Source organism: Pedococcus sp. P2_D7, assembly GCF_056404295.1.
The window spans coordinates 327,647-352,814 of sequence record NZ_JBFUEH010000004.1 but is presented as its reverse complement, the minus strand read 5'-3'; the positions used below and the strand labels follow the sequence as shown (position 1 = coordinate 352,814).

The window sequence follows — 25,168 nt, the reverse complement described above, 5'->3', positions numbered from 1 at the left end:
TGCGACGCTCGATCCGGCTTGGTTCGCGCCGCTCATGACCGCGACGATTCCCGAGGCGCAGCGGCCACCGATGGCGCTGCGCCCAGACGTCAGAGGACGGACTCGAAGGGGATCGTCAGGCTGTGGCCGCAACGTGGTCAAGCGCGCTCGCCAGGCTCCGCAGCCCGTCCCTGATCCGGGTCTTGGCCGTGCTCTGCGGGATTCCGAGCTGGACCGCGACCTCCGGGTACGTCAGTCCGTGGAAGTAGGCCAGCTGGAGGGCGGTGCGCTGCTTCACCGTCAGCGCCGCCAGGGCGCCCCTGACCCGGGCAGCCTCGAAGGAGGAGTGCGCCGACTCTGCCGTGGAGTCGAAGGGCGCATCGGTGACCTTCCGCGACCACACGTCATCACGAGTCCGGCTGGCGCTGATGCTGCGGACTCTGTCCACCGCGCGCCGGTGGGCAATCGTCAGGACCCAGCCGATGGCGGAGCCACGGGAAGGCTCGAAGCGACTCGACTCGGCCCACACGCACGCAAAGACGTCCCGAGTGACCTCTTCAGCGAGGGAATGCTGGACCACGAGGCGCAAGACCAGGCCGAACACCCGGGAAGCCGTGGCGCCGTACAGCCCCTCGAAGGCTCTCTCGTCGCCGGAGGCGCATCGAACCAGCAGGTCTGCCAACGCGGGCGCCGGGTCAGGTTCACCGAGATGACCCGTGCCGCCACCCAGGCGAGCATGCTCGCTCATGGGTGGCGCACGGACATGCGCATCACAAGATCGTGCAGGCCGTCCCTGAGCTCGCCGAGCTCGTCACCGCACAGGCCGGTCTGATCCACCACGTTCAGCTGCGCCCTCGACGCAGCTGACTCCAGGTCAGCGCCCTTGCTGGTGAGCCTGACTCTGACCGCTCGCCCATCGGCGGAGTCCTGGTCCCGCACCACCAAGCCGGCCTCCTCGAGACGGCCGAGGATGGGACTGACTGCGGGCGACGACAGCTGCAGCCGAGCGGCGATCTCGTGGATTAGTGGGCCGTCCGACTCCCACAAGACCAACATCACCAGGTACTGCGGGTAGGTCAGCCCGATGGCCTCGAGCAGGGGCCGGTAGGCCCGAGTCACCTGGTTGGTCGCGGCGTAGAGGGCAAAACACAGCTGGTCGTTCAGTCGCAGATTGCTGGACGTGGCCATGGGGCTCCTTCGTGACATCCATCAATATAGATAACGCGTGAAGTAAACGGGGGCCCGCGCCCGATGCGGTGGGGCGGCAATCCGGATGGCCGGGTTGTGACGAACACCACATCGGGTGTGGTGCATGGGCGCCGAGGGGCACCCCAACGCAATGAAGGGTTCGACATGAACAAGACCATGAAGGTCGCCTTGGCAGTACCGGCTGCCGTTCTGCTTTCGGCCGGGGCCGCGGCTGCGGTCAGCGCGGGAACCTTCGGTGCATCTTTGGCGCCGGTTCCCCACGACCACGCAGCTGATGGCGGATCGAACGTCACCGGCAACGCCGTGCTGCGGCTCACTGGTCGCACCCTGGACATCAACCTGACTGCCTCGGGCCTGACCCCCAACGAGCCGCATGCCATGCACATTCACGGCCTGACACAGGCCAGGAACGAGTGCCCGGGCATCGAGGCCGACACCAATACCGGCGACCCGATCGACCCCTCTACCTTCGTCGCGGGCCAACCCGACGGGCTCATCTCCCTGGGCGAGGGGGCACCTGACTACGGTCCCATCGACGTGTCCATGACGGTGACCGGCGACACCAGCCCCTCCAGCGGCCTCAGCCTTGAACGGTTCCTGGCCGCCGACGCCAATGGCAACCTCAACTACCACCGCAGCGTCGTGGTTCCCAAGGAGGTCGCCAAGAACCTCGCCAACCTTCACATCGTCATCCATGGCACGGACCTGCCGAGCGACCCGGACCACACCTCGCTGAGCAGCTTGTTCGAAGCGACCCTGCCCGTGGCCTGCGGCGAGATCACTCGCCAGTAGCCAGCCCTGTCACTGCCGAGCCTCTCGTGCTCGGCAGTGACAGGCCCTTGGTTCATCGCGGGGCCGAGGTCACCGCCGTCTTCACCGACGAGCGTGACTCGCTCGACATCTCAAAGAACAGCCCGCCACGGGGGCAAATGCCTGCATGGCTCCTACCATCGCCGCGTCCTGAGGCCAGGCGTCATGCAGACCGAGATCTTGGCCGCACTCGTCGTCGGCCTTCCTTCGGACGGACCTCACCCACCCGCGGCCCGTTCGTGGACCCGCCCCGGCAGACGAGCCTCCGTATGCCGGTTCGCCGACCCGTCGGCCATGCTGCCGGGGGCGGTCGCTTCCGCCCTCCTGACCCGTGGTCGCCGAACCCACTGAGGTCAGCGGTGGGCGGCCTCGAGCAGGGTCTTGAGTCGTGCGAGGTCCTTGGTCGTGGCCTTGCGCATAGCGAGTTCCATGACGGGTGCGGCAAGTCGGGAGAAGCCTGCAGGGTTGCCCCGGTTACGCAGGGTCATCCTTGTGCTGCCGTGGCCAACCGTCTCCCACCTGTACGTCGTTTCCATCGGGAAGGGACCGTCTGCGGTCCTCATCACCAGTCGCACCTGCGGTTCGAGCTCGACCACCTCGTAGGTGTACGCCAAGCGCCTGCCCAGGAAGTGCGCGACGAAGTCCATCCGCGATCCGACCGCCACGGGCGGCTGGGTCTGCCAGACGACGGACGTGATGTTGGTGTACCAGTCCGGAGCGTTTGTGGGGTCGCTCGCAAACGAGGCAACCGCGCTGACCGGCATGTCGATCGTGGTCTGCACCTGCACGTCCACAGTCATGGCGACATCATCTCGCACCCGCGCGGTGGACCTCAGGACGACTGTTCGGGACGCCGGACAAACGTCGAGGAGTAGATCCGGCAGTCAGCCTGTCCGGTCTCCCGTCAGGGCCCGGGCAAGCTCGACCAACGTGGGCGCCTCGACATCGGGCCTGGCAAAGAAGCCGGGGTAGAGCGCGCCTGTGCGATTGATGAGGCCCGAGGCGAGCCCAGCCTTGTGGGCTCCGTGGATATCCCACGGGTGGACAGCCACCAGCATGCTCTCCGAGGCGCTGGCGCGGCATTCCTCCATCGCGTATCGGTAAGCCGCCGCGGCGGGCTTCCATGCCGATGCGTCCTGAACGGACAAGAGTCGCTCGAACCGCTCCAGAATGCCGTTGCGCTCGAGGAGCCCCTCGGCAACAGCTGTCGACCCGTTGCTGAGTGTCACCAAACGCATTCCGGCGTCACTCAGGGCGCGGATCCCGTCCACGACGTCAGGGTGGAGCGGCAGCTGCATGAAGGCGCTCATGACGCGTTCGACTCCACCATCGACATCCGGAACGCCCCGGGCCCGGAGCAGGCCAACGAGCGAATCGGACGCCACCTGCGCGAAGTCCGGGTTCTCACCGGTCACGGTCAGCGCGAACCCGTCCCGCAGCAGTCCGGCGAACCAGGTGGCCGCAAGCTGCGGAGACAGGCCCGCCTCTCCGAAGCGATCCGCAAGAACGCTCATGTCGGACAGCGTCTCGTTGACGTCGAACACGATCAGGCTGGGGCGGCGCGGGCCATCGGACGCAGCCTCGTCGCGCTCGACCAGAGCATTGTGCGAGCGATCTCCTAGGGACGCTTGGTTCATGCGTTTCTCCTTCGTTGGGACTGCGAGTCCATGCGGTCTTCATCCTTCGCTCGTCACCATCATGCGGCCCGTCGCGCCCACCCTCACCTCGAGACTCGTGGCAGGCAGAGTCCGCCGCGTTGGTAACCGTTGACCGATCGCTGTACCGGGAGGTCTTGCCACGGTCGGGCACCCGGCGGCCCTCTGCCCGCACGAAAGCCTGCTGTCGCCCGGAAATCGACCCCGGCGACACCCTGAATGGGCGTCTTGACGCCTGCGGCAGGGCGTCTCATGCGTTTCTGCCTCGTCCCAGCCATCCCGCCGTGTGCCACTCGTCCCGGAGCGTCTCAACGCCGGCTGGCTACGCATTTGGCTACACGTGCCAACGCCAGAGGCCCTCTCCTCGAAAGGAAAGGCCCTCTGACCTGCTACTTCGTGGTAGCGGGGGCAGGATTTGAACCTGCGACCTCCGGGTTATGAGCCAGCCCAGCCCACGTCTCACCCGTCCCGCGCCCTCTCCCCCGGCGCACGAAATCTCAGCGCCGGGTCCCCGTCGTCACGCCGCGTCTGAAGCCGTCCCGCCACCTCCCGGTTACACATCTGGCCACACCTCCACAGTGCGGACACAGTGCGGACACAGTGCGGACACAGTGCAGGTCCGTCCGACGTGGCTACCGCCCCAGGATCCATTCACTGCCCTGCACGACGGCCCCTGCGCGGGACGCACTACTGGGCAGTCAGCTCGGCACGGCCTGCGGGAGTTCCTTGATCCAGCCATCTCGGGAGGATTTGAGGCGAGAGCAGGGCGTCCATGACCATGTGAGCGGCGCCGCGCAGACCAGCGCGGTCGCTCAGGCCTGAGCGGACGATCTGGAGTGAGCGGGTCGCGAGGGGCAGCGACCGGCCAATCACGGTCTGCCGAACCTCTGCCAGATAGTAGTCGCCTGCCTCCGACACCCCCCCTCCGACGAGGATGAGAGACGGGTTGAAGAAGTTCACGATCCGGGCCAAGGTCTGCCCGACCAGTCGGGCAGAGCCTGCCAGGAGCTTGATCGCCACGGGGTCGCCGTGGATGGCGGCGTCGCTCACGGCGCGCGCATCGATCGTGTTCCCGTGCGCGAGCACATCGGCGAGATAGGCACTGTCACCTTCTCGGGCGGCGGTCTCGCCGTCCCGCGCCAGCGCTGCGCCCCCAGCCAGCGCCTCGAGGCAGCCGAACTTGCCACACCGGCACAGCACGGTGGACCCCTCCTCCACAGTCACGTGCCCGATGTCGCCCGCGCAGCCCTGAGCCCCCCGGTGCAGGACGCCCTGAGAAATAAGTCCTGCGCCAATACCGGAGCCGATCTTCACGTAGACGACATCGCGCAGGCCCTGAGCTTGCCCAGCACGCAGCTCCCCCAGCGCCATCACGTTGACGTCGTTGTCGACCCAGACCGGCACATGAAACCGTCCCGCGAAGAAGGTGCGCACGTCGAACCCGTCCCAGCCGGGCATGATGGGAGGCGCAACCGGCCGACCAGTGTCGAACTCGACGGGGCCCGGAAGGCCAATCCCCAAGCCCCATATGGGCGGGCTGGCGCCGAGCTGCTGAAGGAGCTCGTCAAAGACTTCGGCCACGCGGGTGAGCACCGCGACCGGCCCCACGGTCACGTCTGCGTCCTCTTCGTATTGGGCCAGAAGAGTCCCCTCTAGGTCGCTCACGGCTGCCCCGATGCTTGTCGCGCCAAGTTCGGCTACCAGAATCCGGCCAGCATCGGCGGGAAACCGCAGTCCACGAGGTGCGCGACCACCGGTCGACCGCAAGGGCGGAGCCTCGACCAGTAGGCCCGAGTCCATCAGACGGGCCACCCGCTGGGTCACGACATTTCTGCCAAGACCCGTGGCGTGGGCGAGTTCCGGCCGTGTGCTGGCCCGGCCGGAGCGCACGGCATCCAGCACACGGACCAGGTCGGCGACGTGATCGGGAGCGAGGGCCCCTTGAGTTCTGGCATCCATGTCAGCCACCTCCTTCTGTCTGTGACGCAAATGTATCAGCACGTTTGCTCTTGACTTTTGCACGCAACATGCAGAAGTATGCATACCACAGTAAAAACCTGGCAGGGGCTGAGACACCCCACACTGCAGACAGAACGGACTCGACGATGAGGCTCGGTTACCACACCATCACCTGGGGTGGCGTCGTGGGCGACGCCACGGGCGTGACCAGCATCAAGGACCTCTTCTACCGCGTGAACGGCCCCATGAACCGTGCCTTCGCGGACATCGCGAGCCTGGGGTACGAGGGCGTCGAGATGTTCGACGGCAACGTGGCGGACTACGCAGACCGGCCCGACGAGCTGCGGGACCTGCTGGCCGACGCCGGCGTGGTGCTGGCAGCCGTCTACACCGGGGGCAACTTCATCTACCCGGACATCCTGAGCGACGAGCTGCACCGGGTGCGTCGGGCAGCGGAGCTCGCTGCTCTCTTCGGAGCCGACAGCCTCGTTGTGGGCGGCGGCGCCCGCAGGGCGTCGGGTACCACAGGCGGGGACTACGCCGCGCTGGGCTCTGCACTCGACCTGGTCACTGACATCGCCGAGGAGCACGGGTTGGTGGCCTGCTACCACCCGCACCTCAGCACCATCGTCGAGAGCCCGGATGAGCTCGACCGCCTCATGCCGCTGACCCGGATCGGCTTCTGCCCCGACACCGCCCACCTGACGGCCGGTGGCGGTGACCCTGCGGACCTGATCCGCCGCTATGCGACGCGCCTGCGTCACGTGCACCTGAAGGACGTGGACGTGGCGACAACGCAATTCCTTCCCCTGGGCCAGGGGGACGTCAACTTCGATGACGTCATCGCGGCCCTAAATGAGAGCGGTTACGACGGCTGGATCGTCGTCGAGCTCGACTCGTTCGAAGGCGACCCTCGTGAAGCGGCCGCCACAAGCAAGAAGTACCTCGACACGCTGCTCGCAACCGCTGGCGGCACCCTCCCCTCAGGAGAAATTCGATGAAGAAGAGCACCTACCGCCTGGCGGGCCTGGCGACCGCCATCGCCTTGGCCACGGCCGGCTGCAGTTCAGCCACCAGCGCGACCACCAGCGTCGACGCCGGAGTGTCGTCCAAGGCCGATGACGCGCTGGCGAAGATCAAGGGCACCGTCCTCAGCAAGGGGCCCCACGGCGAAGACCCGTCCCCTGCCTCGTCTGCGGACCTCAGCGCCGAGGAGATCACGAAGGTCAAGGGCATGAAGGCCAAGGCGGCGATCGTCATGCACTACGGCGGCAACGACTGGGCGAATGCCCAAGTGGCGGGCCTGAAGAGCGAGTTCGGCAAGCTGGGCATTGAGGTCGTCGCAATCACCGACGCCAACTTCAAGCCAGACAAGCAGGTGTCCGACCTGGAGACCGTGCTCAACCTCAAGCCCGACATCATCGTCTCCATCCCCACCGACCCCGTGGCCACGGCTTCTGCGTTCAAGAAGGCCGCCGCTTCAGGAGTCAAGCTCGTCTTCATGGACAACGTCCCGCAGGGGATGAAGGCTGGCACCGACTACGTCTCGGTCGTTTCCGCCGACAACTACGGCAACGGCGTCACCTCCGCCCATCTGATGGCCAAGGCCCTGGGCGGCAAGGGCGAGATTGGCCTCGTCTTCCACGAGGCCGACTTCTTCGTCACGAAGCAGCGCTATGACGGGTTCAAGTCCACCATCACCAAGGACTACCCCGACATCAAGATCGTGGAGGAGAAGGGAATCGCAGGGCCCGACTTCGCTGGCGATGCACAGGGTGCGGCCAATGCGATGCTGAGCAAGCACCCCACCTTGGCCGGCATCTGGGGCGTCTGGGACGTTCCCGCCGAGGGCATCATGGCCGCGGCACGTGCCTCCGGCCGTGCAGACCTGAAGATCGCCACAGAGGACCTGGGCAAGAACGTCGCCATCGCCTTGGCGAAGAACGAGCTCGTGGTCGGTTTGGGCGCGCAGCTGCCCTTCGACCAGGGCGTGGCGGAGGCTCGACTGGGCGCAGGTGCGTTGCTGGGCAAGACGGCCCCGGCGTACGTCGCCCTGAGCTCGCTGCCTGTCGACCACTCGAACATCCTCGAGGCGTGGAAGCAGGTCTACCACCAAGAGGCCCCGGCCGACCTGAAGAGCTCGTACAAGAAGTAGACATCCCGGCGGGGCGGTCCGGCAGCGGCCCGCCCCGCCACTAGAAGGGAGTTCGCGATGGACGAGCAGAGCAGTACCGCGACAGCGGTAGAAATGCACGGCATCAGCAAGGCATTCGACGGCGTCGTCGTCCTGGACAACGTCGACTTCGAGGTCCGCCGCGGCGAGGTCCATGCCCTCGCGGGGGGCAACGGCGCAGGCAAGTCGACGCTCATGAAGATCCTCCAAGGGGTCTACCGGGCCGACGAAGGGGAGATCCGCGTCGACGGTGAGCCCGCGGACATCAACTCCATCCACAGCGCGCGAGCAGCGGGCATCGGCATGGTGTTTCAAGAGTTCAGCCTGGTACCGACTCTGACCGTGGCACAGAACATCTTTCTGGCCGACGAGCCCGCTGGAAGGTTCGGTCTCATCGACGACCGCGCTGCCGTCGCGAAAGCCGCGGACGTCTTTGCGACCATGGAGGTCTCAGTCAACCCGAAGGCCATGGTTGCCAGCCTTGGAACTGCCTACTGGCAGCTCACCGAAATCGCCAAGGCGCTGGCCCAGAACGCCCAGATCTTGATCATGGACGAGCCGACGGCGAGCTTGGCCAAGCACGAGACCGAGGCGCTTTTCGACCTTATCGGTCGGATCAAAGATCGCGGAATCTCGATCATCTACATCTCCCACCGGATGGACGAGATCTACCGAATCGCCGACCGCATCACCATTCTGCGCGATGGGAAGCGCCTTCTCACCGAGCCGCTGGCTGCAGTCACGCCCGAGCAGATCGTCGAGGGGATTGTCGGCAAGAAGATCGAAGGTCAGATGAACTACCGCGAGCGGGAAGGTCTCGACCAGCGTGAGGCCCTGCTGGAAGTATCCGGGCTGACCAGTGGTCCTCTGGTTCAGGACGTCTCATTCACCGTCCACGCAGGCGAGATCATCGGGCTCGCCGGCCTCATGGGTAGTGGACGCACCGAGCTCGCCCGAACCCTCTTCGGGATCGACAAGGCCACGAGCGGAACGATCCGACTCCGCGGCAAGGAGATCACCGTCAATGACCCCCGCGCCGCGATCGGTCACGGACTCGCGCTCATCCCGGAGGACCGTCGCGAACAAGGACTGGTCCTGGACCACTCCGTACGCGAGAACCTGCTGCTTCCCCTGCTAGGGAAACTCAAGAAGGGTCCCCTGCTCGACGGGAAGGCAGGAAAGGCCATGTCCTCCAGCCTCATTCGGCGGTTTGCCATCAAGGCAGCCAACCCGAATCGGCCTATTCGTCTGCTCTCGGGCGGCAACCAACAGAAGGTCGTGATCGCCAAGTGGCTGGGCACCGAACCCGACGTCCTCATCCTTGACGAACCCACCGCGGGAGTAGACATCGGGACCAAGTCCGAGATTCTCGACATGGTCCGCGCCCTCGCTGATGCCGGCAAGGCCGTCATCGTCATCTCCTCGGAGTACCCCGAGCTCCTCGCGGTCAGCGACCGCATCCTCATCCTGCGTGACGGCTCTGTGACCCGCGATCTGCGGCGGAGCGAGATCGCCGACGAAGAATCCCTTCAACTCGCCGTTCAAGGAGTCTGAGCCATGAGCACCATCGCACCGAACAAAGAGACCACCGCAGTGGGCTCATTTCAGAGCCGCATGTCCACGATCGACTGGCGCCGCTACGTCATCTACATCGGCTTCCTGGTCGTCTTTGCCTTCTTCGCCGTCCTGTTGCGCGACCAAGGTTTTCTCTCCTCCAACAACCTGCTCAACATCTTCCGCCAGACGGCGACGATCACGGTCATCGCTGTGGGTATGACCTACGTGATCGCCTGTGCCGAGATCGACCTGTCCGTGGGCTCAGTAGCAGGACTCTCGAGTGTCGTGACTGCCATGGCGCTTTCCAGCTGGGGTCTCATCCCCGGCGTCCTCGCCGGACTCGCGGTGGGCCTTGCCGTGGGCGCGGTAAACGGTGCCCTGGTGAGCCTGCTCGGTATCCCGTCGTTCCTTGTGACGCTGGGCATGCTTGGCATCGCCGCAGGGGTGGCGCAATGGATAACCGACTCGGCGCCCCAGCCCATCCTGAGCGACACGTTCAACCTGATCTTCGGCGGTGGAAACTTCGGTCCAGTCCCCGGCCTGCTCGCGTGGAGCGCCATCTTCGTGACCATCGGCGCCATCGTGCTAGCCAAGACGCGCTTCGGCCGTCAGGTGCTCGCGACCGGTGGCAACCGCACCGCGGCTCAGTTCACTGGGGTGAACACACGCCGGATCAAGTTCCAGGTGCTGCTCCTGTCCGCCACGGTTGCCAGCGTGGCCGGCATGCTCTACGCGGGCCGGCTGCAGTCCGGACGGTTCCAGTGGGGCGCAGGCGACGAGCTGTCCGCCATCGCGGCGGTGATCCTGGGCGGCACCAGCCTCTTCGGGGGCGCAGGATCCGTGGTCGGCACGCTTTTCGGCGCGCTGCTCATCGGCCTCATCAACAATGGCCTGATTCTTGCCGGACTCGACAGCAGCCAGCAGCAGGTCGTCCGCGGCGTCATCATCATCCTGGCCGTCGCACTCGCGCGGAAGAAGTGAGCCGCATGCCCGCACTGCGAGCTGGAATCATCGGCGCCGGCTTCATCGGCGGTGTGCACGCCTATGCCGTGCGAGCAAGCGGAGGAGTGGTGACGCAAGTCGCCGATCACTCCCCCGAGGCAGCGGCCCACGCCGCCGTTCGGCTCGGAGCCCAATCAGGCGCCGAGTCCGCCGAGGCGCTCATCGCCTCGGACGACGTCGACGTGGTGCACATCTGCACACCGAATGACACGCACTACGACCTGGCGCTCGCCGCAATGCAAGCCGGGAAGGCGGTCATCTGCGAGAAGCCGCTGGCCATCAGCGCGGAGCGCGCCGCCCTCTTGGCCCAGACGGCCGAGGCCACCGGCGCGGTCACCGCAGTGCCGTTCGTCTACCGCTTCTACCCCTCCGTCCGTGAGGCGAGGCACCGCATCTCCAGCGGACAGGCGGGAGACCTGTGGATGCTGCACGGCTCCTATCTCCAGGACTGGCTCTCCGGCTCACAGGAAACAAACTGGAGGGTGGACCCGGCCAGAGGCGGTGGGTCGCGAGCATTCGGCGACATCGGTGTCCACTGGTGCGACGTCATGGAGTTCACCACCGGACACCGCATCACACGTCTCGTGTCCCGGATGTCCCAGGCCTATGCCAGCCGAGCAGGCACCGACGGCGGTTCGGTTGTGGGAACCGAGGACGGCGCAACCGTGATGTTCGAGACCGACCGCGGCGCGACCGGCTCGGTGGTAGCCAGCCAAGTGTCGCTGGGCCGCAAGAACCGCCTCTGGTTCTCCTTTGACGGGACCGAGGCGGCCTACGTCTTCGACCAGGAACTCCCGGACTCTCTGTGGATCGGTGGGCGATCCTCCAGCCAGATAGTCCCCCGTGGACCGGATACGTTCGCCGCCGGTGGCGGCGCCGACTACTCGCGCCTGCCTGCCGGACACCCACAGGGATACCAGGACAGCTTCACCGCGTTCATGGCAGATGCGTATGCCGCGGTGTCCGGCCCGCGGCCCGAAGGACTTCCCAGCTTCAGCGACGGCCACCGGGCCGCCGTCATCACCGAGGCCGTCCTGGCCTCGGCTGCCAAGGACTCTTGGGTGGAGGTGCCCTCGTGAAACTCGGATTCCTCACGTCCTGCCTGCCGGACCGGCCCCTCGAAGACATTGCCAGGTGGGCGGCGGAACACGACTATGAGGCGCTGGAGGTGGCAGCTTGGCCAGCACTCGGTGATCGACCGTTCACGGCTAGCCACATCGCGGCCGAGTCGTTCACCGACGGCGACGCCGAGAAGATCCGTGCGCTCTTCGAACAGCACGATCTCTCCCTGTCGTCCCTGGCGTTCTATGACAACAACCTCCACCCCGATCCCCAGGAACGACAGGCGATCAACGACCACGTCATCGCGTGCATCGACGCTGCTGCTCTCCTCGATGTCCCCACCGTCGGGACGTTCATCGGCCGCCATCCCGGCCAGAGCGTGGCGGACAACCTTCGCGAGGCCGAGAGGATCTTCCCGCGACTCGTGGACCACGCCGGCCAGAAGGGCGTCAAACTGGTCATCGAAAACTGCGTCATGGAGGGCTGGCACCCCGATGGCTATCCCGGAAACCTTGCGTACTCCCCCGAGCTCTGGGAGTGGATGTTCGGGCTGGGCCTCTACCTGAACTACGACCCGTCCCACCTGGTCTGGATGGGCATCGACCCCGTGGAGGCGCTGCGCCCCTACGTGGACCGCGTCGCCCACGCCCAGGCCAAGGACATCGAGCTGTTCCCGCACAAGCGGAACCGGTTCGGCTGGCCCGGGATTGCGGACAAGAGCGCGGACCCCTGGAACGTCGGCTGGTGGCGGTACCGCATCCCCGGCCGCGGTCAGGTCGACTGGAACCGCGTCGTGGACACGCTCTACGAGGGCGGGTTCGACGGCGTGCTGTCGGTGGAGCACGAGGACCCCGTCTGGGGTGGCAGCGAGGCCCGGATCGAAACCGGGCTGCTCGTCGCCCACCGCACCTTGCGACCACTCATCATCGCCTGACCCCCACGACTCGAACGGAGGCCTCCATGGCCGACACCTTCCTCGACGCCCACCAGCGGGAGACGATAGAGGCGGCAATGGCCCGTGTCATCCCGACTGACGACACACCCGGAGCACGCGAGGCCGGCACGATCGACTTCCTCGACCGCTACCTCTCTGGCATCGACTACATCTACGCCCTCCCTGACGGGAGCGGGTTCGAGACGCTCACTGGCCCGCGGGCGTTGGCTTGGCAGCAGCGGGTGGACCACGCGCGCAGCGTGTACATGTCCGGGGTCGTCGAGCTCGACAAGCGGGCCGACAACGCCCACGGCAGGCCCTTCGTCGATCTCGACGATGGGCAGCAGGACGACGTCCTTCGCGGCCTTGAGCGCGGCACGACGGCCCCAACCATCAACTATGGCGGTCCCGAAGAGCCGGCACTGCAGCAGACCAACGCCGAGTCCGACCTCGACTTCTTCGGCCTGCTCGTGACGCACACCCGGCAGGGCTTTCTCGCAGATCCGATCTACGGCGGCAACCGCGGCCAGGTCGGCTGGCAGACCATCGGCTTCCCCGGGCCGAAGGATCTCGCGGAGGTGCACACCGGCCAGTACACGACACGCCAGTACTTCTCCGACAACCCGACCCACCGCAGCCTGCAGGAGCCCTCATGACCATCCGCGCGACCAAGCCCGAGAAAGTCGATGCAGTGGTCATCGGGGCGGGCGCCTCGGGGGCGGCCGCGGCGAAGGTGCTCACCGAGGGTGGCATGCGCGTGGTCGCCCTCGAGAAGGGGCCCTGGCGAACCAAGGAGACCTTCGGTGGGGACGAGCTGGCCAACGTCAACCGCTACAACCTCTGGCCGGATCCCCTGCTGAACCCCCGCACATCGCGGCGCGACACCGAGAGCGAAGCGGAGGTCGACCTCTTCTGCCCGGTTCCGCAGATGGTCGGGGGCGGGACGGTCCACTGGCAGGGGTGGCTTCCACGGTTCACCGAGAACGACTTCCGGCTACGCAGCATTGCGGGCGAGCTGCCCGGGACCACGCTTGCTGACTGGCCGATCACGTACGCCGAGCTGGAGCCGTACTATGACAAGGTCGAGTGGGCTTTCGGCGTCTCGGGACAGGCGGGCGCGAACGCGTTCGAGTCCTTCCGCTCCCGGGGCTACCCCTGCCCGCCGATGCCCCAGTCCCGCTACGCCGAGAAGTTCCACCTCGGCTGCGAACACCTCGGCTGGAACTCGTTCCCGACTCCGCAGGCAGCCCTGTCCCAACCGTTCAACGGGCGGCCCGCCACCGTCATCAGCGCCTTCGCGCAACAGCACGGCGATCCCAGCGGCACCCGGTCAAGCGCACTGAACGTGTTCATCCCCGATGCCCTCGCCACGGGCCGATGTGACCTCCGCGCGGATTCATACGTTCGTGAGCTCACCGTCGACTCGCAGGGACGCATCAAGAGCGCCGTCTACGAAGACTCCGCGGGCGTTCTGGTGGAGCAGGAGGCCGATGTCTTCATCCTTGCCTGTGGCGCCGTGGAGACCGCTCGGCTGATGCTGCTCTCGACCTCCTCGAGATTCGCCAACGGACTCGCCAACGGCAGCGACCTCGTAGGCCGCAACGTCACCTTCCATGAGTACAGCGCGTCGGTCGGCACCTTCGAGGATCCGATCAATGCCTGGGCCGGCGGCGGCTACGTCAGCGCGAGCAGTTTCCAGTTCTACGAGCACGACGACTCCCGGGGATTCGTCAGTGGCGGGCACATTGCTGCCGCGGGCGTCGGCATACCCCTCCCTATCAACTGGGGACTGCCGGGTCGACCCACCTGGGGCGCTGAGGCCAAGCAGAACGATCGCGACTACTTCAGCCACAGCATGGCTGTCGCCATGGTCCTGCACGACATGCCGCAGCACGAAAACCGTGTCGACCTCGACCCCAACGTCAAGGATGCCTGGGGGCTGCCGGTCGCCCGCATCACCCTTCAAACCCACCAGAACGATATCGACCAGGGCAGGTTCCTGGTCGACCGGTGCGGGGAGATCCTCGACGCTGCCGGAGCCAAGCAGGTCGACCGCGTCTACGCCGAGAAGGTGACAGGCAACTGTTCTCACCAGCACGGTACCGCCCGGATGGGTGACGACCCCGAGTTGTCAGTTCTGGACCGCAACTGCCGCGCCCACGAGGTCGACAACCTATTCGTCGTCGACGGCTCTCCGTTCCCCACGGCCACAGGAGCGAACCCGACACTCACCATCATGGCCAACGCCTGGCGGGTCTCCGACCACATCTTGTCGAACCGAGCAAGCTAGTCAGAGACACGAGGACTCCGCCCGGGTAATCCCTGCTAGTTCGTGGTATTGGGGGCAGGACTTGAACCAGTGACCTCCGGGTTAGGAGCCAGCCCCACCACGTCTCGCACGTCCCGCAACCTCTCCCCTGCCGCACGAAATCTCGGCGCAGCGTCCCTGACGTCGCGGCACGTCCAAGGCGTCCCGCCACCTCCCGGTACACATCTGGCCACATCCCACAGACGCAAAAAACGCAAATCTTGTGCTTCCAATTTGTGTTTTTGGTGTTTACGGCGGAGGATGGTTGTCATGAGATTGGCGGACGTTCAGCATGCGACGACGACGGAGAGTGAGGACTTGCTCACCACCGGCGAGGTCGCGCGCCTACTTTCGAGCTCACGTCAACACGTAGTCGACCTGTGCAACAGCGGGGAGCTTCCGTTTCAAACTGTCGGCCGGCACCGGCGAATTCGCCGTCGTGACGTGGAGGCCCTGCGGAACCGGACTCTGCGCCCCAGTCGTGACCAGCGCCGCAGCCAGTGGCTCAACATGGCCGTGGCGGGAAAGCTCGTGGCCGAACCGGACCAGGTCCTGGCACTCGCGCGGGAGAACCTCGAGAGGCTGCAGCGCAAGCATTCCCGTGGCCAAGGCGCGTACTGGCTGAGCCAGTGGCAAGAGGTCCTTGAGGGTCCCGTCGACCAGGTCCTGAATGTTCTGACGTCGCCTACCCCCTGGGCGCGCGAGATGAGGCAGAACTCCCCGTTCGCTGGCGTCTTGTCGGACGAGGAACGGACGAAGGTCCTTGAGGCGTTTCGGGACACCGACAGGTCGTCGCGTTGAAGCGCGACGGACTTGAACACATCCTGCGCGCCGCGTCCCGCATCGTCGGCGACCAAGACGTGATCGTGGTGGGCAGCCAGTCAATCCTGGGCACGTTCACTGAGGACGAGTTGCCCGAGGAGGCGCGCGTCCATCGAAGCGGACGTGACTTTCTATGCCGACCCGGACAATGAAAAGTCCGACAGCGTTGACATGCACATCGGTGAGGACTCCGCCTTCCACGACATGTACGGGCACTACGCCCAAGGGGTGAACATCGAGGTGGCGCACCTTCCTGCGAAGTGGCGGTCGCGAATCGTGGTGCATAGCAGTGACGCGACCGAGGGTGCGCGAGGGCACTGCTTGGAGGCACATGACTTGGTCGTGTCGAAGCTGGTCGCTGGTCGCGCGAAGGACGTCGAGTTCGCCAGTGCCCTTCTGTTGGCTGGCCTGGTCAGCCCCCGGCTGTTGGTGTCCCGGGCTGCGGAGTTGGAGGTTCCCGCTGAAATAGGCCGGGTAACCAAGTGGGTCGCGGGCTGGGTGGCCAAGCACGCCGCAGGCAAGCCGGACCAGACCACGTCTCATACATCCTGACTGCCCAGACTTCCGAGCCTCATTGCTCCCGCGGCGAAACCACTAACCGAGCCCCACGCTGCGATCGTCCGGATATCGACCCGGCGACACCCTGAAACGGCGTCCGCCCTCGTCCGTCGCGGCGTCTCATGCGTTCCTGCCTTGTCCAGGCCGTCCCAGTGCGTCCAACCGGCGCACGAGCGCCCCGACCCCGCTGGCTACACATTGGGCCACACGAGCCAACGCCAGAGGCCCCCTCCCCGAAGGGAAAGGGCCTCTGACCTGCTACTTCGTGGTAGCGGGGGCAGGATTTGAACCTGCGACCTCCGGGTTATGAGCCCGGCGAGCTACCGAGCTGCTCCACCCCGCGTCGGTAGACACCACCTTACGGGAAGCCCTGCGCCCGAACCAAATCGGTCCGTGCGCAGGGCTTCCGCAGCAGGTCAGGCGGCGGACGTCACCGCACGAGGGTCACCGCACCCGGGTCATGGCGTGGACGTCGTGGTCGGCGTCGCCGTGGGGGTGGCGGTCGTGGTCGGCGACGGCTTCACCGTCACCGAACCACCCTTGGGCGCAGCCGCCACGGCCCGCTGGATCGCCTCGCTGAGCTGCTTCTGTGCGGTGCCGTATGCCGCGAAGTCACCGGCCTTGAGCGCCTTCTGGCCCGCGTCGTAGGCCGCCTGGATGTCGGCCAGCGCCTTGGCGAGGGCAGCCGAGTCCGCGGGCGGCGGCGTGGTGGGGGTCCCGCCCGGGGTGGTCGGCGGGGTCGAGCCCGAGTCCCCTGCGGTGGCCCCGGAGTTGCCGCCGAAGAGTCCGTCCAGCGCACCGTCGAGCGTGTAGGCCCAGGCGAGCTTGTCACCGAACGCGACCACCGTGGCCCGCTGGAGGGGGAACGCCGAGTCGCCCTGGGCCCGCACGTAGATCGGCTGAACGTAGAGCAGGCCACCACCGACGGGCAGGGTGAGCAGGTTGCCCAGCGTGACGCTCGACCCGCTCTGGCGGGCGTTGTTGAGGAACTGGCTCAGGTTCAGGGCAGAGTCCGGCGAGGTGGCGTTGGAGGAGCCGATCTCGTTCTGCACCTGCCCCGGGCCGCTGACCTGGCTGTCCTTGGGCAGCGTGAGCAGCCGCATCGTGCCGTAGTCGCTGCTGCGCTGCCCCTTCGCCGACCCGGCATCCGCGTCGACCGCGAGGAAGCCGGTCAGGATCTGCCGGTCACCGACGGGCTTGAACGTCGTCGTGATCGAGAAGCGGGCGTCGTCCTGGTCGGGCATCTTGAGGGTCAGGTAGTAGGGCGGCTGCACGACGCTCGCCTCCTGGGCCGGGTCCTCGGGGATCTGCCAGTAGTCCTGGCCGCCGTAGAACGACGCGGCGTCGGTCACGTGGTACTTCGCCAGCATCTGGCGCTGCACCTTGAAGAGGTCCTCGGGGTAGCGGATGTGCGACATCAGGTCTGCGCTCATGTCGCTCATCGGGAGCACGGTGTTGTCGAACGCGTTGCTCCACGCCTTGAGCAGCGGGTCCTTGTCGTCCCAGGCGTAGAGCTTCACCGACCCGTCGTAGGCGTCCACGGTGGCCTTCACCGAGTTGCGCATGTAGTTGACCTGGCCGCTCCCGATGGTGGTGACCGCACTGGACCGCGCGGTCACGGAGTCGGAGGTCGCGCTGTCGATGTCGGTGAGGCGCGAGTAGGGGTAGTCGGCCGACGTCGTGTAGCCGTCGATGATCCACTGCACCCGACCGTCCACGACCGCGGGATAGGGGTTCCCGTCAGGGGTTAGCCACGGAGCGACCCGCTCCACCCGCTCGAGCGGCTCGCGGTGGTCGAGGATCCGGCTCTTGTCGTTGACGGCGTCGGACAGCAGGAGGTTGAGCTCGCGGTACTTCAGCGCGTAGGCGAGCTTGCGCGGCAGCGAGCCGAGCGCGACACCGCCCTTGCCGGTGTAGGTGCTGTTCTTCTGCCCGGCCGCGCTGTTGTCCGGGTAGTCGAACTCGCGCGGGTTGCTGCCCGCCGCCGCTCCGACGATGGAGTACGACGGGGACTGCTCGCCGAAGTAGATGCGCGGCTCGAAGTCGGGCAGCTCGCCGGCCTGGGGGATGTTCCGCTCGTAGAACACCGGCTGGCCATCGGTCGTGCGCTGGTTGCCGAACGCGGCGACCAGGCCGAAGCCGTGGGTGTAGACGGTGTGGTCGTTGAGCCAGTTGCGCTGGTTGGCCGGGATGCCGTTCAGGTCGAGCTCGCGGACGGCCAGCACAGTGTCGCGCACCTTGCCGTCCACCTTGTAGCGGTCGACGTCGAGGGCGTCCGGGAACGCGTAGTAGGACTTCACCGACTGCAGCTGCTTGAACGTCGGCGAGACGACGATCGGGTCGACCAGGCGGATCCCGGGGATGGTCTCGGCGTCGTCGCGCAGCTGTCCCTGGGTCGCCTCAGTGGTCGCGGTGTAGCCCTCGGTCTTCACGTCGGCGATGCCGTAGGCAGCGCGGGTCGCCTTGATGTTGCGGTCGATGTAGATCTGCTCGCGGGACTTCTCCGAGGGCTTGACGATGAACCGCTGGTAGAGCGCCGGGTAGATGCTGCCCACGACGATCGAGGTGATGAGCAGCAGGGCGACGCCGACGATCGGCAGCCGCCACGAGCGCGACCAGATCGACGCGACGAACAGCCCGACGGTCATCAGCGCGGCGATGGCGAGGATCGCCTTGGCCGGCAGGACAGCGTGCGCGTCGGTGTAGCCGATGCCCGTCAGCAGTCGAGAGTCCTTGGTGGACAAGGCGTAGCGGTCGAACCAGTACGTGGCGGCGCGCACGAGGACCAGTGCTGCCACGAGGATGGCCAGGTGGGTCCGGGCTGCGCGCGACGTGCGCTCGGCGCGCGACTGGATCTGCAGCCCGCCGTAGACGTAGTGCGTGAACGCCGCGGCCAGCGTCGCCATCACCAGCGCCATCGTGAGGAAACCCAGCAGGAACTGGATCCACGGCAGCGTGAACATGAAGAACGACAGGTCCTTGCCGAACTGCGGGTCCTTCGTCCCGAAGGGCACGCCGTTGCGCCACAGCAGGTAGGTCTTCCACTGCCCTGACGCGCCCGTGCCCGCGAGCAGGCCCAGGATTGCGGGGATCGCGAAGATGGCGACCTTCCGCAGCGGTTCGATCGCCTCGCGGTACTGGTCGAGGTTCTGCTGCTGGGCGGTGACCGGAGCGTAGATCGGGCGGGTGCGGTAGGCGACGATCAGGCTGGACGCCACGACTGCCGCCGTCAGCACGAACGCGACGACGAAGAGCAGGATCTTGGTGGTCAGCTCGGTGACGAAGACCTGCTGGTAGCCGACCGAGTTGAACCACAGCACGTCGGTCCACAAGGACGCCATCAGCGACACCGCGAAGCCCAGGACCACCAGCACGACCAGGGTCGGCACCAACGGTCCGCGGCGCCTGCCGAAGGTCAGCGTCGGGGGACGACGGCCACCGGGGCCGGAGCCGGCTCCTCGCGGCGTCCCCTCCGGTCTGCCGCCCTCGCCACCCGGCTCGCCCTGGCCGAACCATTCAGAGGAAGAACTCACGCCACGCCCGATCATCCGTGCGACCGCCCGCGGTGGTCGCCTGCTGTAGTGGGTCCAACTTACCGAGCGCCTGTGGGGTTCCCACGGCAACCTTGGACACGGGTTGGCACCACCTGTGCACCGACTGGGTATGCCGCATACGGCACCATGGGCGGGTGAGCCAGACCTCCCGCCCTGTCGCCGACCCGCTGTCCATCGCCGCGCTGGACACCGAACGCCACGTCGCCGCCGCCGGGTGGGACCAGAACCCGCGGCTGTTCGCCCTGGTGCCGACCGCCGAGCTGCTCGAGCGCGAGCCCCACCTGCGCGCCCAGATGCGCGGGTCCGACCTGGCCGAGGGCGCGCTCAGCGCGGTCGAGCAGGAGGACCTCCCCCGCACCTCCAACCTCGAGAGCCTGCTCGGCGGCATCGCCTGGCCCGACAGCGTCGTCGGGGCGGCCCTCGCCGTCGAGCGCATCGTCGTGCCGCCGGAGGCCGAGCGCGACCTGCCGGCCCACACCGAGTCGGCGGTCGACGCGCTGGCCGCCCACCCCGGGCGTCAGGACGTGCGGCTGCTGGTCGCGGTGACCCGCGACGGCCAGAGCCGATGCCTGCTGCGCCAGCGGGCCAACGACAGCGACGACAAGGTCGCCCTCGGCGACGAGATCGCCCCTGGCCTGGTCCACGCGCTCACGGCGACGCTGCAGGCCTGAGCCGGCCGCGCGGCATACCCGCTAGCGCTCCACGCGGTTACTTCGTGCAGGTGGGGAGCGCGTCGGTGCGCTTGTCGGCGATCGCCTCGACCGCGGACCTGGCCTCGTCGAAGGTCGCGATCCTGACCACCCGCAGGCCGTCGGGCACGTGGCCGACGACCTCGTCGCAGTTGTCGGCCGGGGCGAGGAACCACGTGGCACCCCCGTCGTGCGCGCCGACGAGCTTCTGGCGGATGCCACCGATCGGCCCCACCTGACCCTTGGCGTTGATCGTGCCGGTGCCGGCGATCTGCGCGCCGCCGGTCAGCGGACCGGGCGTCAGGGTGTCGTAGACGGCCAGCGAGAACATCGTGCCGGCCGAGGGACCACCGACCTCGCCGGCGTTGATCTTCACGTCGATCGGGAACTCGAACCGGACACCGAGGAAGACCCCGACCGTGGCCCGGCCGTCGGCAGCGCGGGTCTTGGCCTCGACCGCCACGGGCTTGCCGTCGCGGACCAGTCCGAGGGCCACCGTCTCCCCCGGCCGGTGGGCCCCGACGCCGTCGCGGACGCCGGTCGAGTCGGTGACCGCCTTGCCGTCGACCGAGACGATCTCGTCACCTGCCTTGAGCAGGCTCGCGGACGGCGCGTCCTTCGCGACCTGGGCCACGACGACGTGCTCGGTCACCTTCTGTCCGACCGCCTTGAGCGCCACCGCGACCGCCTCCTGCTGGGAGTCGATCATCTCGGCGGCGCTCTCCTCCTCGACCTGCTTGCCGGTCACGCCCTTGGGGAAGTACAGCTCCTCGTCGACGATGTCCTCGCTCGGACGGATCGCTGCGTTCAGCAGGTCCCAGACGGTGACCTTGTAGCCGGGCCCCCCGGAGATCCGCACGGTGGTGAAGTCGAGGGCGCCCTGCGTCGGGTAGGTCGGGGCGCCGGAGACGGTGATCAGCTGCTGGCCGGAGTGCTTGCCGAGGGTGTTCGTGACCGGGCCGGGCTTCATGATGACGTAGGGCAGGCCGACCATGACGGACAGCGCGCCGAGGGCGATCGCCAGGAAGAACCCGACCAGGCTCACGGTGGACTTGCGGCTGAGGCGGTAGGGGTCCTGCAGGGGCGTCGTCACGGCAGCCCCACCCACTCGTCGCTCCCGTCGGTGAACAGCTGGTGCTTCCAGATCGGGACCGTCCCCTTGAGGGTGTCGATGAGGTCGCGACAGGCGTCGAAGGCCTGTCCGCGGTGGGGCGCCGAGACGGCCGCCACGACGGCGAGGTCGCCGATCTCCAGGTGGCCCACCCGGTGCACGGCGGCGACCCGGGCCACCTCGTGCCGACCGGCGACCTCCGCGCAGACCCGGCTCAGGGTCTCCACGACGCTGGGGTGGGCGGTGTAGTCCAGGGCCGACACGTCGGCGCCGTGGTCGTGCTCCCGCACCACGCCGACGAAGAGGGCGATGCCCCCGCACCGGGGGTGCTGCACCGCCGTGAGCACCTCGTCGACGCTCAGCGGCTCGTCACGGACGTCGCTGAGCACCACCATGGGCTCGCTGTCGAGCTCCCTGACCGGATCGGTCATGCCGTTGAACCTTTCCTGCGGCGTCGCCGCATGATTGCCGCCGTTCCCACCAGGGCCACCGCGGCGCTGGCCGCTCCCAGAGCGGCATCCTTGCGGTCCAGTCTGCGTGCCGCCACCGCGTGCGACCCCCGGATCGCCTCCAGGAGCACGCCGAGACACGTCTCGTTGTCGTGGACCGGCACCCAGCCGCGACCGACCATCGTGCGGGCGGAGACCGCCCAGGGGAATGCCACGAAGGCAAGGTCGCTGGCAGGTGCCGGCAATACCCCAACGCGGTGGAGCCGGTCCGCAGTTCCCATCGCCGCCCTCAGGCTCAGCTCGACCTTGCGCATGCCGGTCAGCCGTTCGAGGTCGCGCTGCGTGAGGTGGCCCGCGGCCCCGACGGTCACGGCGCCCGTCACGCCCTGCGCCAGGACCAGCGCCACGGCGCTCCCCAGGTCGTCGACGTGGCAGAACTGCCACGCGGGCTCCGCGCCGCGCAGCGTGAGCAGCCGCGGGGCCTCGAAGTGACGCGTCACCACCGTGTCCACGCCGTCACCCACCAGCGCGGCAGGCCGCACGGCGGTGATGGTCAGCCCGGGGTGGACGTCGCGGGCCACCGCGATGAGCTGCTCGACGTCCATCAGGTCGCCGACCTGCCCCTCGTCCGACGCAGCCCGCAGCGGCGCGTCGTCGTCCAGCGGGACGGGGTTGTCGGCATGCGCGCCGTAGGTCTGCGCGGAGGTCACCACCACGAGGTGCCGCAGTCCCGCGGCGGCCGCCGAGGTGATGACCGTCTGCGCGACGCGCAGGTTGCGCTCACGCCGGGCTCGGGCGCCGATCGCCAGGTCGCGTTCGAGGTTGGTGCTCGTCGCCACGTATGCCGCGGCGCGGAGTCCCGAGAGCGCCGCAGCCAGGCTCGGGTCGCCCGGGTCGGCGTGCCGGAACTCGACTCCCCCGACCGCCGCAGGCTCGGTGCCCACCGCGACGACCGTGCCGATCCGCGCCTCTCCTTCGGTGCCACCAGGCTGCGCCGTGGTCGTGCCCCGCGCGGCTGCCGACACGAGGGCGCGCAGCACCGCACGACTCGCCGGGTCGGCCGTGCCGATCACCGCGACGTCGATCGCGCTACGCCGCGAGCGAACGGCGCCCCGTCCGGCCCGCCCGGGGGAACTCACTGTGGCCTCCGCGTGGTTGTCTAGTGAGAGACCATCCTCTCAGGACCGCTGAGGAGCAGTTGTGCCCGACCTTCCCCGTGACCATGACGACCAGGCTGACGACCAGGCTGACGACCAGCCCGACGACCAGGCTGACGACCAGCCCGACCCGCGCGCCGAGTTCGACGACTCCACCGCCGACCCGAGCGGGCGACCGTCCGACGACGCCCTCGGCGATGCCCTGTCCCCGGAGATCGCGGAGGTGCTGGCGCGGCTGACCGGCGGCCAGGTCGACCCCGAGATGGCCAAGGCCCTCAAGGACATGGGTATCGACCAGGTCGACCCGGCGATGCTCCAGATGATGGTCGGCCAGATGCAGTCGATGTTCGCCAGCACCGACACCGACGCGTTCAACCTCACCCTCGCCACCGACACCGCCCGCAAGACGGTGTCCGAGGCGGGCGACTCGGTGGTCGGCGAGGCCGCGCAACGCCAGCTCGACCAGGCGGTCCAGGTGGCCGAGCTCTGGCTCGACGAGGTGACCGCCTTCGAAGCGCCCGGCATCTCGACGCACGCGTGGAGCCGGGCGGAGTGGGTCGAGGCGACGATGGCCACCTGGGGCACGCTCGTCGAGCCGGTGGCCGAGGGCGTGGGGCGGGCCGTCGGTGACGCCATGCGCGCCCAGCTCCAGCAGCTGGGCGAAGGGGGCCTGCCCGAGGGACTCCTGCCGGCCGGGATGGACCCCGCGGCCATGCTCGGTCAGATGGAGCCGATGCTCGCCAAGATGAGCGGTGCCATGTTCGGGCTGCAGGTCGGCCAGGCCGTCGGCACCCTCGCCACCGAGACCGTCAGCGGCACCGAGGTCGGGCTCCCCCTGGTGGCCGACCGGTCGGTCGCGCTGCTGCCCGCCAACGTAGAAGCCTTCGCCGAGGGTCTCGGGGTCGATCTCGACCAGGTGCGGATCTACCTCGCGGTCCGGGAGGCCGCGCGGGTCCGGCTCTTCTCCGAGGTCCCGTGGATCGGGCCGCAGCTGGTCGCCGCCGTCCGCGACTACGCCCGCGACATCAGCATCGACACCGACCGCATCGAGAGCGCGTTGCAGTCCGTCGACGCCAGCGACGCGACCGCCCTCCAGTCCGCCCTCCAGGACCAGCTGTTCCGACCTGACCCCAGCCCCGCCCAGCGCGCCGCCCTGGCGCGGCTGGAGACCTACCTCGCGCTGGTCGAGGGCTGGGTCGACGTCGTGGCCGACCGCGCCACCCGGGAGCACCTGCCCCAGTCCGCAGCGCTCGGCGAGGCCGTCCGTCGCCGGCGGGCCACCGGCGGCCCGGCCGAGAAGGCGTTCGCCGGCCTGGTCGGTCTGGAGCTGCGCCCGCGCCGTCTGCGCGACGCCGCCAACCTCTGGGCCGCCCTCGAGGCCAAGCACGGACCGAACGGCCGCGACGCCGGGTGGGGCCACCCCGACGTCGCCCCCACCGGGGCGGACCTCGACGACCCGCTCGGCTACGTCGAGCGCTTCGGCACCTCCGAGAGCGCCGATCTCGACGCGGCCCTCGACGAGCTGCTCCGCGAGGGCGAGGCCGACCGGGGCGACGACGGCGCGGACGGGCGGTGACGGCACCGCCGACCGGCGTGCCCGCGGCATACCTCGCGTTGCGGGAGGACGCCCAACGCGTCCTCGCCGGCTGGACCGCACCCGACCCGGGACAGGACAGGCTGCGGCTCGAGCTGCTCGCGCACTGCGCCGAGCACCCGGACGCGATGTCGAAGCAGGGGCCACCAGCGCACCTCACGGCCAGCGCACTGGTGCTGAACCGTTCGCTCGACAAGGTGCTGCTCACCCTGCACGCGAAGGCCGGGCTGTGGCTGCAGTTCGGGGGTCACTTCGAGCCGGGCGACGAGTCGGTGCTGGCCGCGGCGACGCGCGAGGCCCGCGAGGAGTCCGGCATCGCCGACCTCGAGCTGCACCCGGAGCTCGCGCACCTCGACCGGCACGCGTTGCTGGCGTCGGGGTTCGGCCGGTGCACCGAGCACCTCGACCTGCGCTACGTCGGCGTCACCGACGACGAGGACGGGTATGCCGTGAGCGACGAGTCGCTCGACGTCGCCTGGTGGCCGGTGGACTCGCTTCCCGAGGCCAGCCGCGACGAGATCGGACCCCTCGCCGAGGCAGCCCGGCGGGTGCTCGCCAGGTAGCCCCGGTGACCGAGCAGGTCGCC

Annotated in this window: 23 protein-coding genes and 1 tRNA gene; 14 read left to right on the top strand and 10 right to left on the bottom strand. The window is 68.0% G+C overall.

Translation table 11 applies throughout. The annotated features are described in order from the left end of the window. Positions 1–115 precede the first annotated feature (115 nt). Both AC1DWJ_RS10855 and AC1DWJ_RS10850 read right to left on the bottom strand, forming a co-directional pair. The gene (locus AC1DWJ_RS10855; RefSeq protein WP_057378023.1) at positions 116–727 is read right to left on the bottom strand and encodes a sigma-70 family RNA polymerase sigma factor; all 612 of its coding nucleotides are present in this window, start codon (positions 725–727) and stop codon (positions 116–118) included. Beyond that, positions 724–1,167, bottom strand: a complete 444-nt coding sequence (locus AC1DWJ_RS10850) for a MarR family winged helix-turn-helix transcriptional regulator (protein WP_082592672.1) — start codon at positions 1,165–1,167, stop codon at positions 724–726. Before AC1DWJ_RS10850 ends, AC1DWJ_RS10855 begins: the two co-directional genes overlap by 4 nt. Before the next feature lie 165 nt (positions 1,168–1,332). Between AC1DWJ_RS10850 and AC1DWJ_RS10845 the strand changes: the two genes are divergently transcribed. Then, entirely contained in the window at positions 1,333–1,980 is a 648-nt protein-coding gene (locus AC1DWJ_RS10845) for a hypothetical protein (RefSeq protein WP_057378025.1), read from the top strand. Positions 1,981–2,351: 371 nt separating this feature from the next. On the opposite strand, the gene AC1DWJ_RS10840 is transcribed toward AC1DWJ_RS10845, so the two are convergent. From AC1DWJ_RS10840 to AC1DWJ_RS10830, 3 genes are all read right to left on the bottom strand, one after another. Then, the gene (locus AC1DWJ_RS10840) at positions 2,352–2,780 is read right to left on the bottom strand and encodes an SRPBCC family protein (RefSeq protein WP_457253659.1); all 429 of its coding nucleotides are present in this window, start codon (positions 2,778–2,780) and stop codon (positions 2,352–2,354) included. A gap of 102 nt (positions 2,781–2,882) precedes the next feature. Next, a complete protein-coding gene (locus tag AC1DWJ_RS10835) occupies positions 2,883–3,635 on the bottom strand; it encodes a haloacid dehalogenase type II (RefSeq protein WP_457253661.1) in 753 nt (250 codons plus the stop codon). 705 nt (positions 3,636–4,340) lie between these two features. Next, positions 4,341–5,612 carry an ROK family transcriptional regulator gene (locus AC1DWJ_RS10830; protein ID WP_057378027.1) on the bottom strand — a complete coding sequence of 424 codons (1,272 nt, stop codon included), beginning with the start codon at positions 5,610–5,612 and terminating at the stop codon, positions 4,341–4,343. A 146-nt stretch (positions 5,613–5,758) separates the two neighbouring features. On the opposite strand from AC1DWJ_RS10830, the gene AC1DWJ_RS10825 reads away from it, so the two are divergent. From AC1DWJ_RS10825 to AC1DWJ_RS10780, 10 genes are all read left to right on the top strand, one after another. Next, a complete protein-coding gene (locus tag AC1DWJ_RS10825) occupies positions 5,759–6,613 on the top strand; it encodes a sugar phosphate isomerase/epimerase family protein (RefSeq protein WP_457253663.1) in 855 nt (284 codons plus the stop codon). After that, positions 6,610–7,767: a substrate-binding domain-containing protein gene (locus tag AC1DWJ_RS10820; protein WP_057378029.1), complete on the top strand. Its 1,158-nt coding sequence runs from the start codon at positions 6,610–6,612 to the stop codon at positions 7,765–7,767. The genes AC1DWJ_RS10825 and AC1DWJ_RS10820 overlap by 4 nt, the downstream gene beginning before the upstream one ends. A gap of 57 nt (positions 7,768–7,824) precedes the next feature. Further along, positions 7,825–9,339 carry a sugar ABC transporter ATP-binding protein gene (locus AC1DWJ_RS10815; RefSeq protein ID WP_457253665.1) on the top strand — a complete coding sequence of 505 codons (1,515 nt, stop codon included), beginning with the start codon at positions 7,825–7,827 and terminating at the stop codon, positions 9,337–9,339. Between the two features lie 3 nt (positions 9,340–9,342). Then, positions 9,343–10,323 (top strand): ABC transporter permease, encoded by a 981-nt coding sequence (locus tag AC1DWJ_RS10810; protein WP_057378031.1) that lies wholly within the window; start codon positions 9,343–9,345, stop codon positions 10,321–10,323. A 5-nt stretch (positions 10,324–10,328) separates the two neighbouring features. Continuing rightward, a complete protein-coding gene (locus AC1DWJ_RS10805; RefSeq protein WP_057378032.1) occupies positions 10,329–11,423 on the top strand; it encodes a Gfo/Idh/MocA family protein in 1,095 nt (364 codons plus the stop codon). Next, complete coding sequence (locus tag AC1DWJ_RS10800; protein ID WP_457253668.1) at positions 11,420–12,340, top strand: sugar phosphate isomerase/epimerase family protein; 921 nt, start codon at positions 11,420–11,422, stop codon at positions 12,338–12,340. The genes AC1DWJ_RS10805 and AC1DWJ_RS10800 overlap by 4 nt, the downstream gene beginning before the upstream one ends. 26 nt (positions 12,341–12,366) lie before the next feature. Next, entirely contained in the window at positions 12,367–12,996 is a 630-nt protein-coding gene (locus AC1DWJ_RS10795; RefSeq protein WP_057378034.1) for a gluconate 2-dehydrogenase subunit 3 family protein, read from the top strand. Continuing rightward, positions 12,993–14,630, top strand: a complete 1,638-nt coding sequence (locus tag AC1DWJ_RS10790) for a GMC family oxidoreductase (RefSeq protein WP_457253669.1) — start codon at positions 12,993–12,995, stop codon at positions 14,628–14,630. The genes AC1DWJ_RS10795 and AC1DWJ_RS10790 overlap by 4 nt, the downstream gene beginning before the upstream one ends. A gap of 288 nt (positions 14,631–14,918) precedes the next feature. Continuing rightward, positions 14,919–15,449 (top strand): helix-turn-helix domain-containing protein, encoded by a 531-nt coding sequence (locus AC1DWJ_RS10785; protein WP_457253670.1) that lies wholly within the window; start codon positions 14,919–14,921, stop codon positions 15,447–15,449. 144 nt (positions 15,450–15,593) lie between these two features. Then, positions 15,594–16,022 carry a DUF6036 family nucleotidyltransferase gene (locus AC1DWJ_RS10780; protein WP_457253671.1) on the top strand — a complete coding sequence of 143 codons (429 nt, stop codon included), beginning with the start codon at positions 15,594–15,596 and terminating at the stop codon, positions 16,020–16,022. Between the two features lie 272 nt (positions 16,023–16,294). Here the strand turns inward: AC1DWJ_RS10780 and AC1DWJ_RS10775 are convergent. Beyond that, positions 16,295–16,371 (bottom strand) — tRNA-Met (locus AC1DWJ_RS10775). Positions 16,372–16,486: 115 nt separating this feature from the next. Then, complete coding sequence (locus AC1DWJ_RS10770; RefSeq protein WP_477620777.1) at positions 16,487–19,561, bottom strand: UPF0182 family membrane protein; 3,075 nt, start codon at positions 19,559–19,561, stop codon at positions 16,487–16,489. Between the two features lie 155 nt (positions 19,562–19,716). On the opposite strand from AC1DWJ_RS10770, the gene AC1DWJ_RS10765 reads away from it, so the two are divergent. Continuing rightward, a complete protein-coding gene (locus AC1DWJ_RS10765) occupies positions 19,717–20,253 on the top strand; it encodes a PPA1309 family protein (RefSeq protein ID WP_457253673.1) in 537 nt (178 codons plus the stop codon). A gap of 37 nt (positions 20,254–20,290) precedes the next feature. On the opposite strand, the gene AC1DWJ_RS10760 is transcribed toward AC1DWJ_RS10765, so the two are convergent. Genes AC1DWJ_RS10760 through AC1DWJ_RS10750 form a run of 3 tightly spaced genes read right to left on the bottom strand, consistent with a single transcriptional unit; the run spans position 20,291 to position 22,970 of the window. Then, the gene (locus tag AC1DWJ_RS10760; RefSeq protein ID WP_477620776.1) at positions 20,291–21,364 is read right to left on the bottom strand and encodes a YlbL family protein; all 1,074 of its coding nucleotides are present in this window, start codon (positions 21,362–21,364) and stop codon (positions 20,291–20,293) included. Further along, a complete protein-coding gene (locus AC1DWJ_RS10755; RefSeq protein WP_457253675.1) occupies positions 21,361–21,813 on the bottom strand; it encodes a molybdenum cofactor biosynthesis protein MoaE in 453 nt (150 codons plus the stop codon). Before AC1DWJ_RS10755 ends, AC1DWJ_RS10760 begins: the two co-directional genes overlap by 4 nt. Beyond that, entirely contained in the window at positions 21,810–22,970 is a 1,161-nt protein-coding gene (locus AC1DWJ_RS10750) for an NAD-dependent epimerase/dehydratase family protein (protein WP_457253676.1), read from the bottom strand. Before AC1DWJ_RS10750 ends, AC1DWJ_RS10755 begins: the two co-directional genes overlap by 4 nt. Positions 22,971–23,031: 61 nt before the next feature. Between AC1DWJ_RS10750 and AC1DWJ_RS10745 the strand changes: the two genes are divergently transcribed. Both AC1DWJ_RS10745 and AC1DWJ_RS10740 read left to right on the top strand, forming a co-directional pair. Further along, on the top strand, positions 23,032–24,564 hold the full coding sequence (locus AC1DWJ_RS10745) for a zinc-dependent metalloprotease (protein ID WP_477620775.1): 1,533 nt from the start codon (positions 23,032–23,034) through the stop codon (positions 24,562–24,564). Beyond that, positions 24,561–25,145 carry an NUDIX hydrolase gene (locus AC1DWJ_RS10740; protein ID WP_477620774.1) on the top strand — a complete coding sequence of 195 codons (585 nt, stop codon included), beginning with the start codon at positions 24,561–24,563 and terminating at the stop codon, positions 25,143–25,145. The genes AC1DWJ_RS10745 and AC1DWJ_RS10740 overlap by 4 nt, the downstream gene beginning before the upstream one ends. The last annotated feature ends 23 nt before the right edge of the window (positions 25,146–25,168 follow it).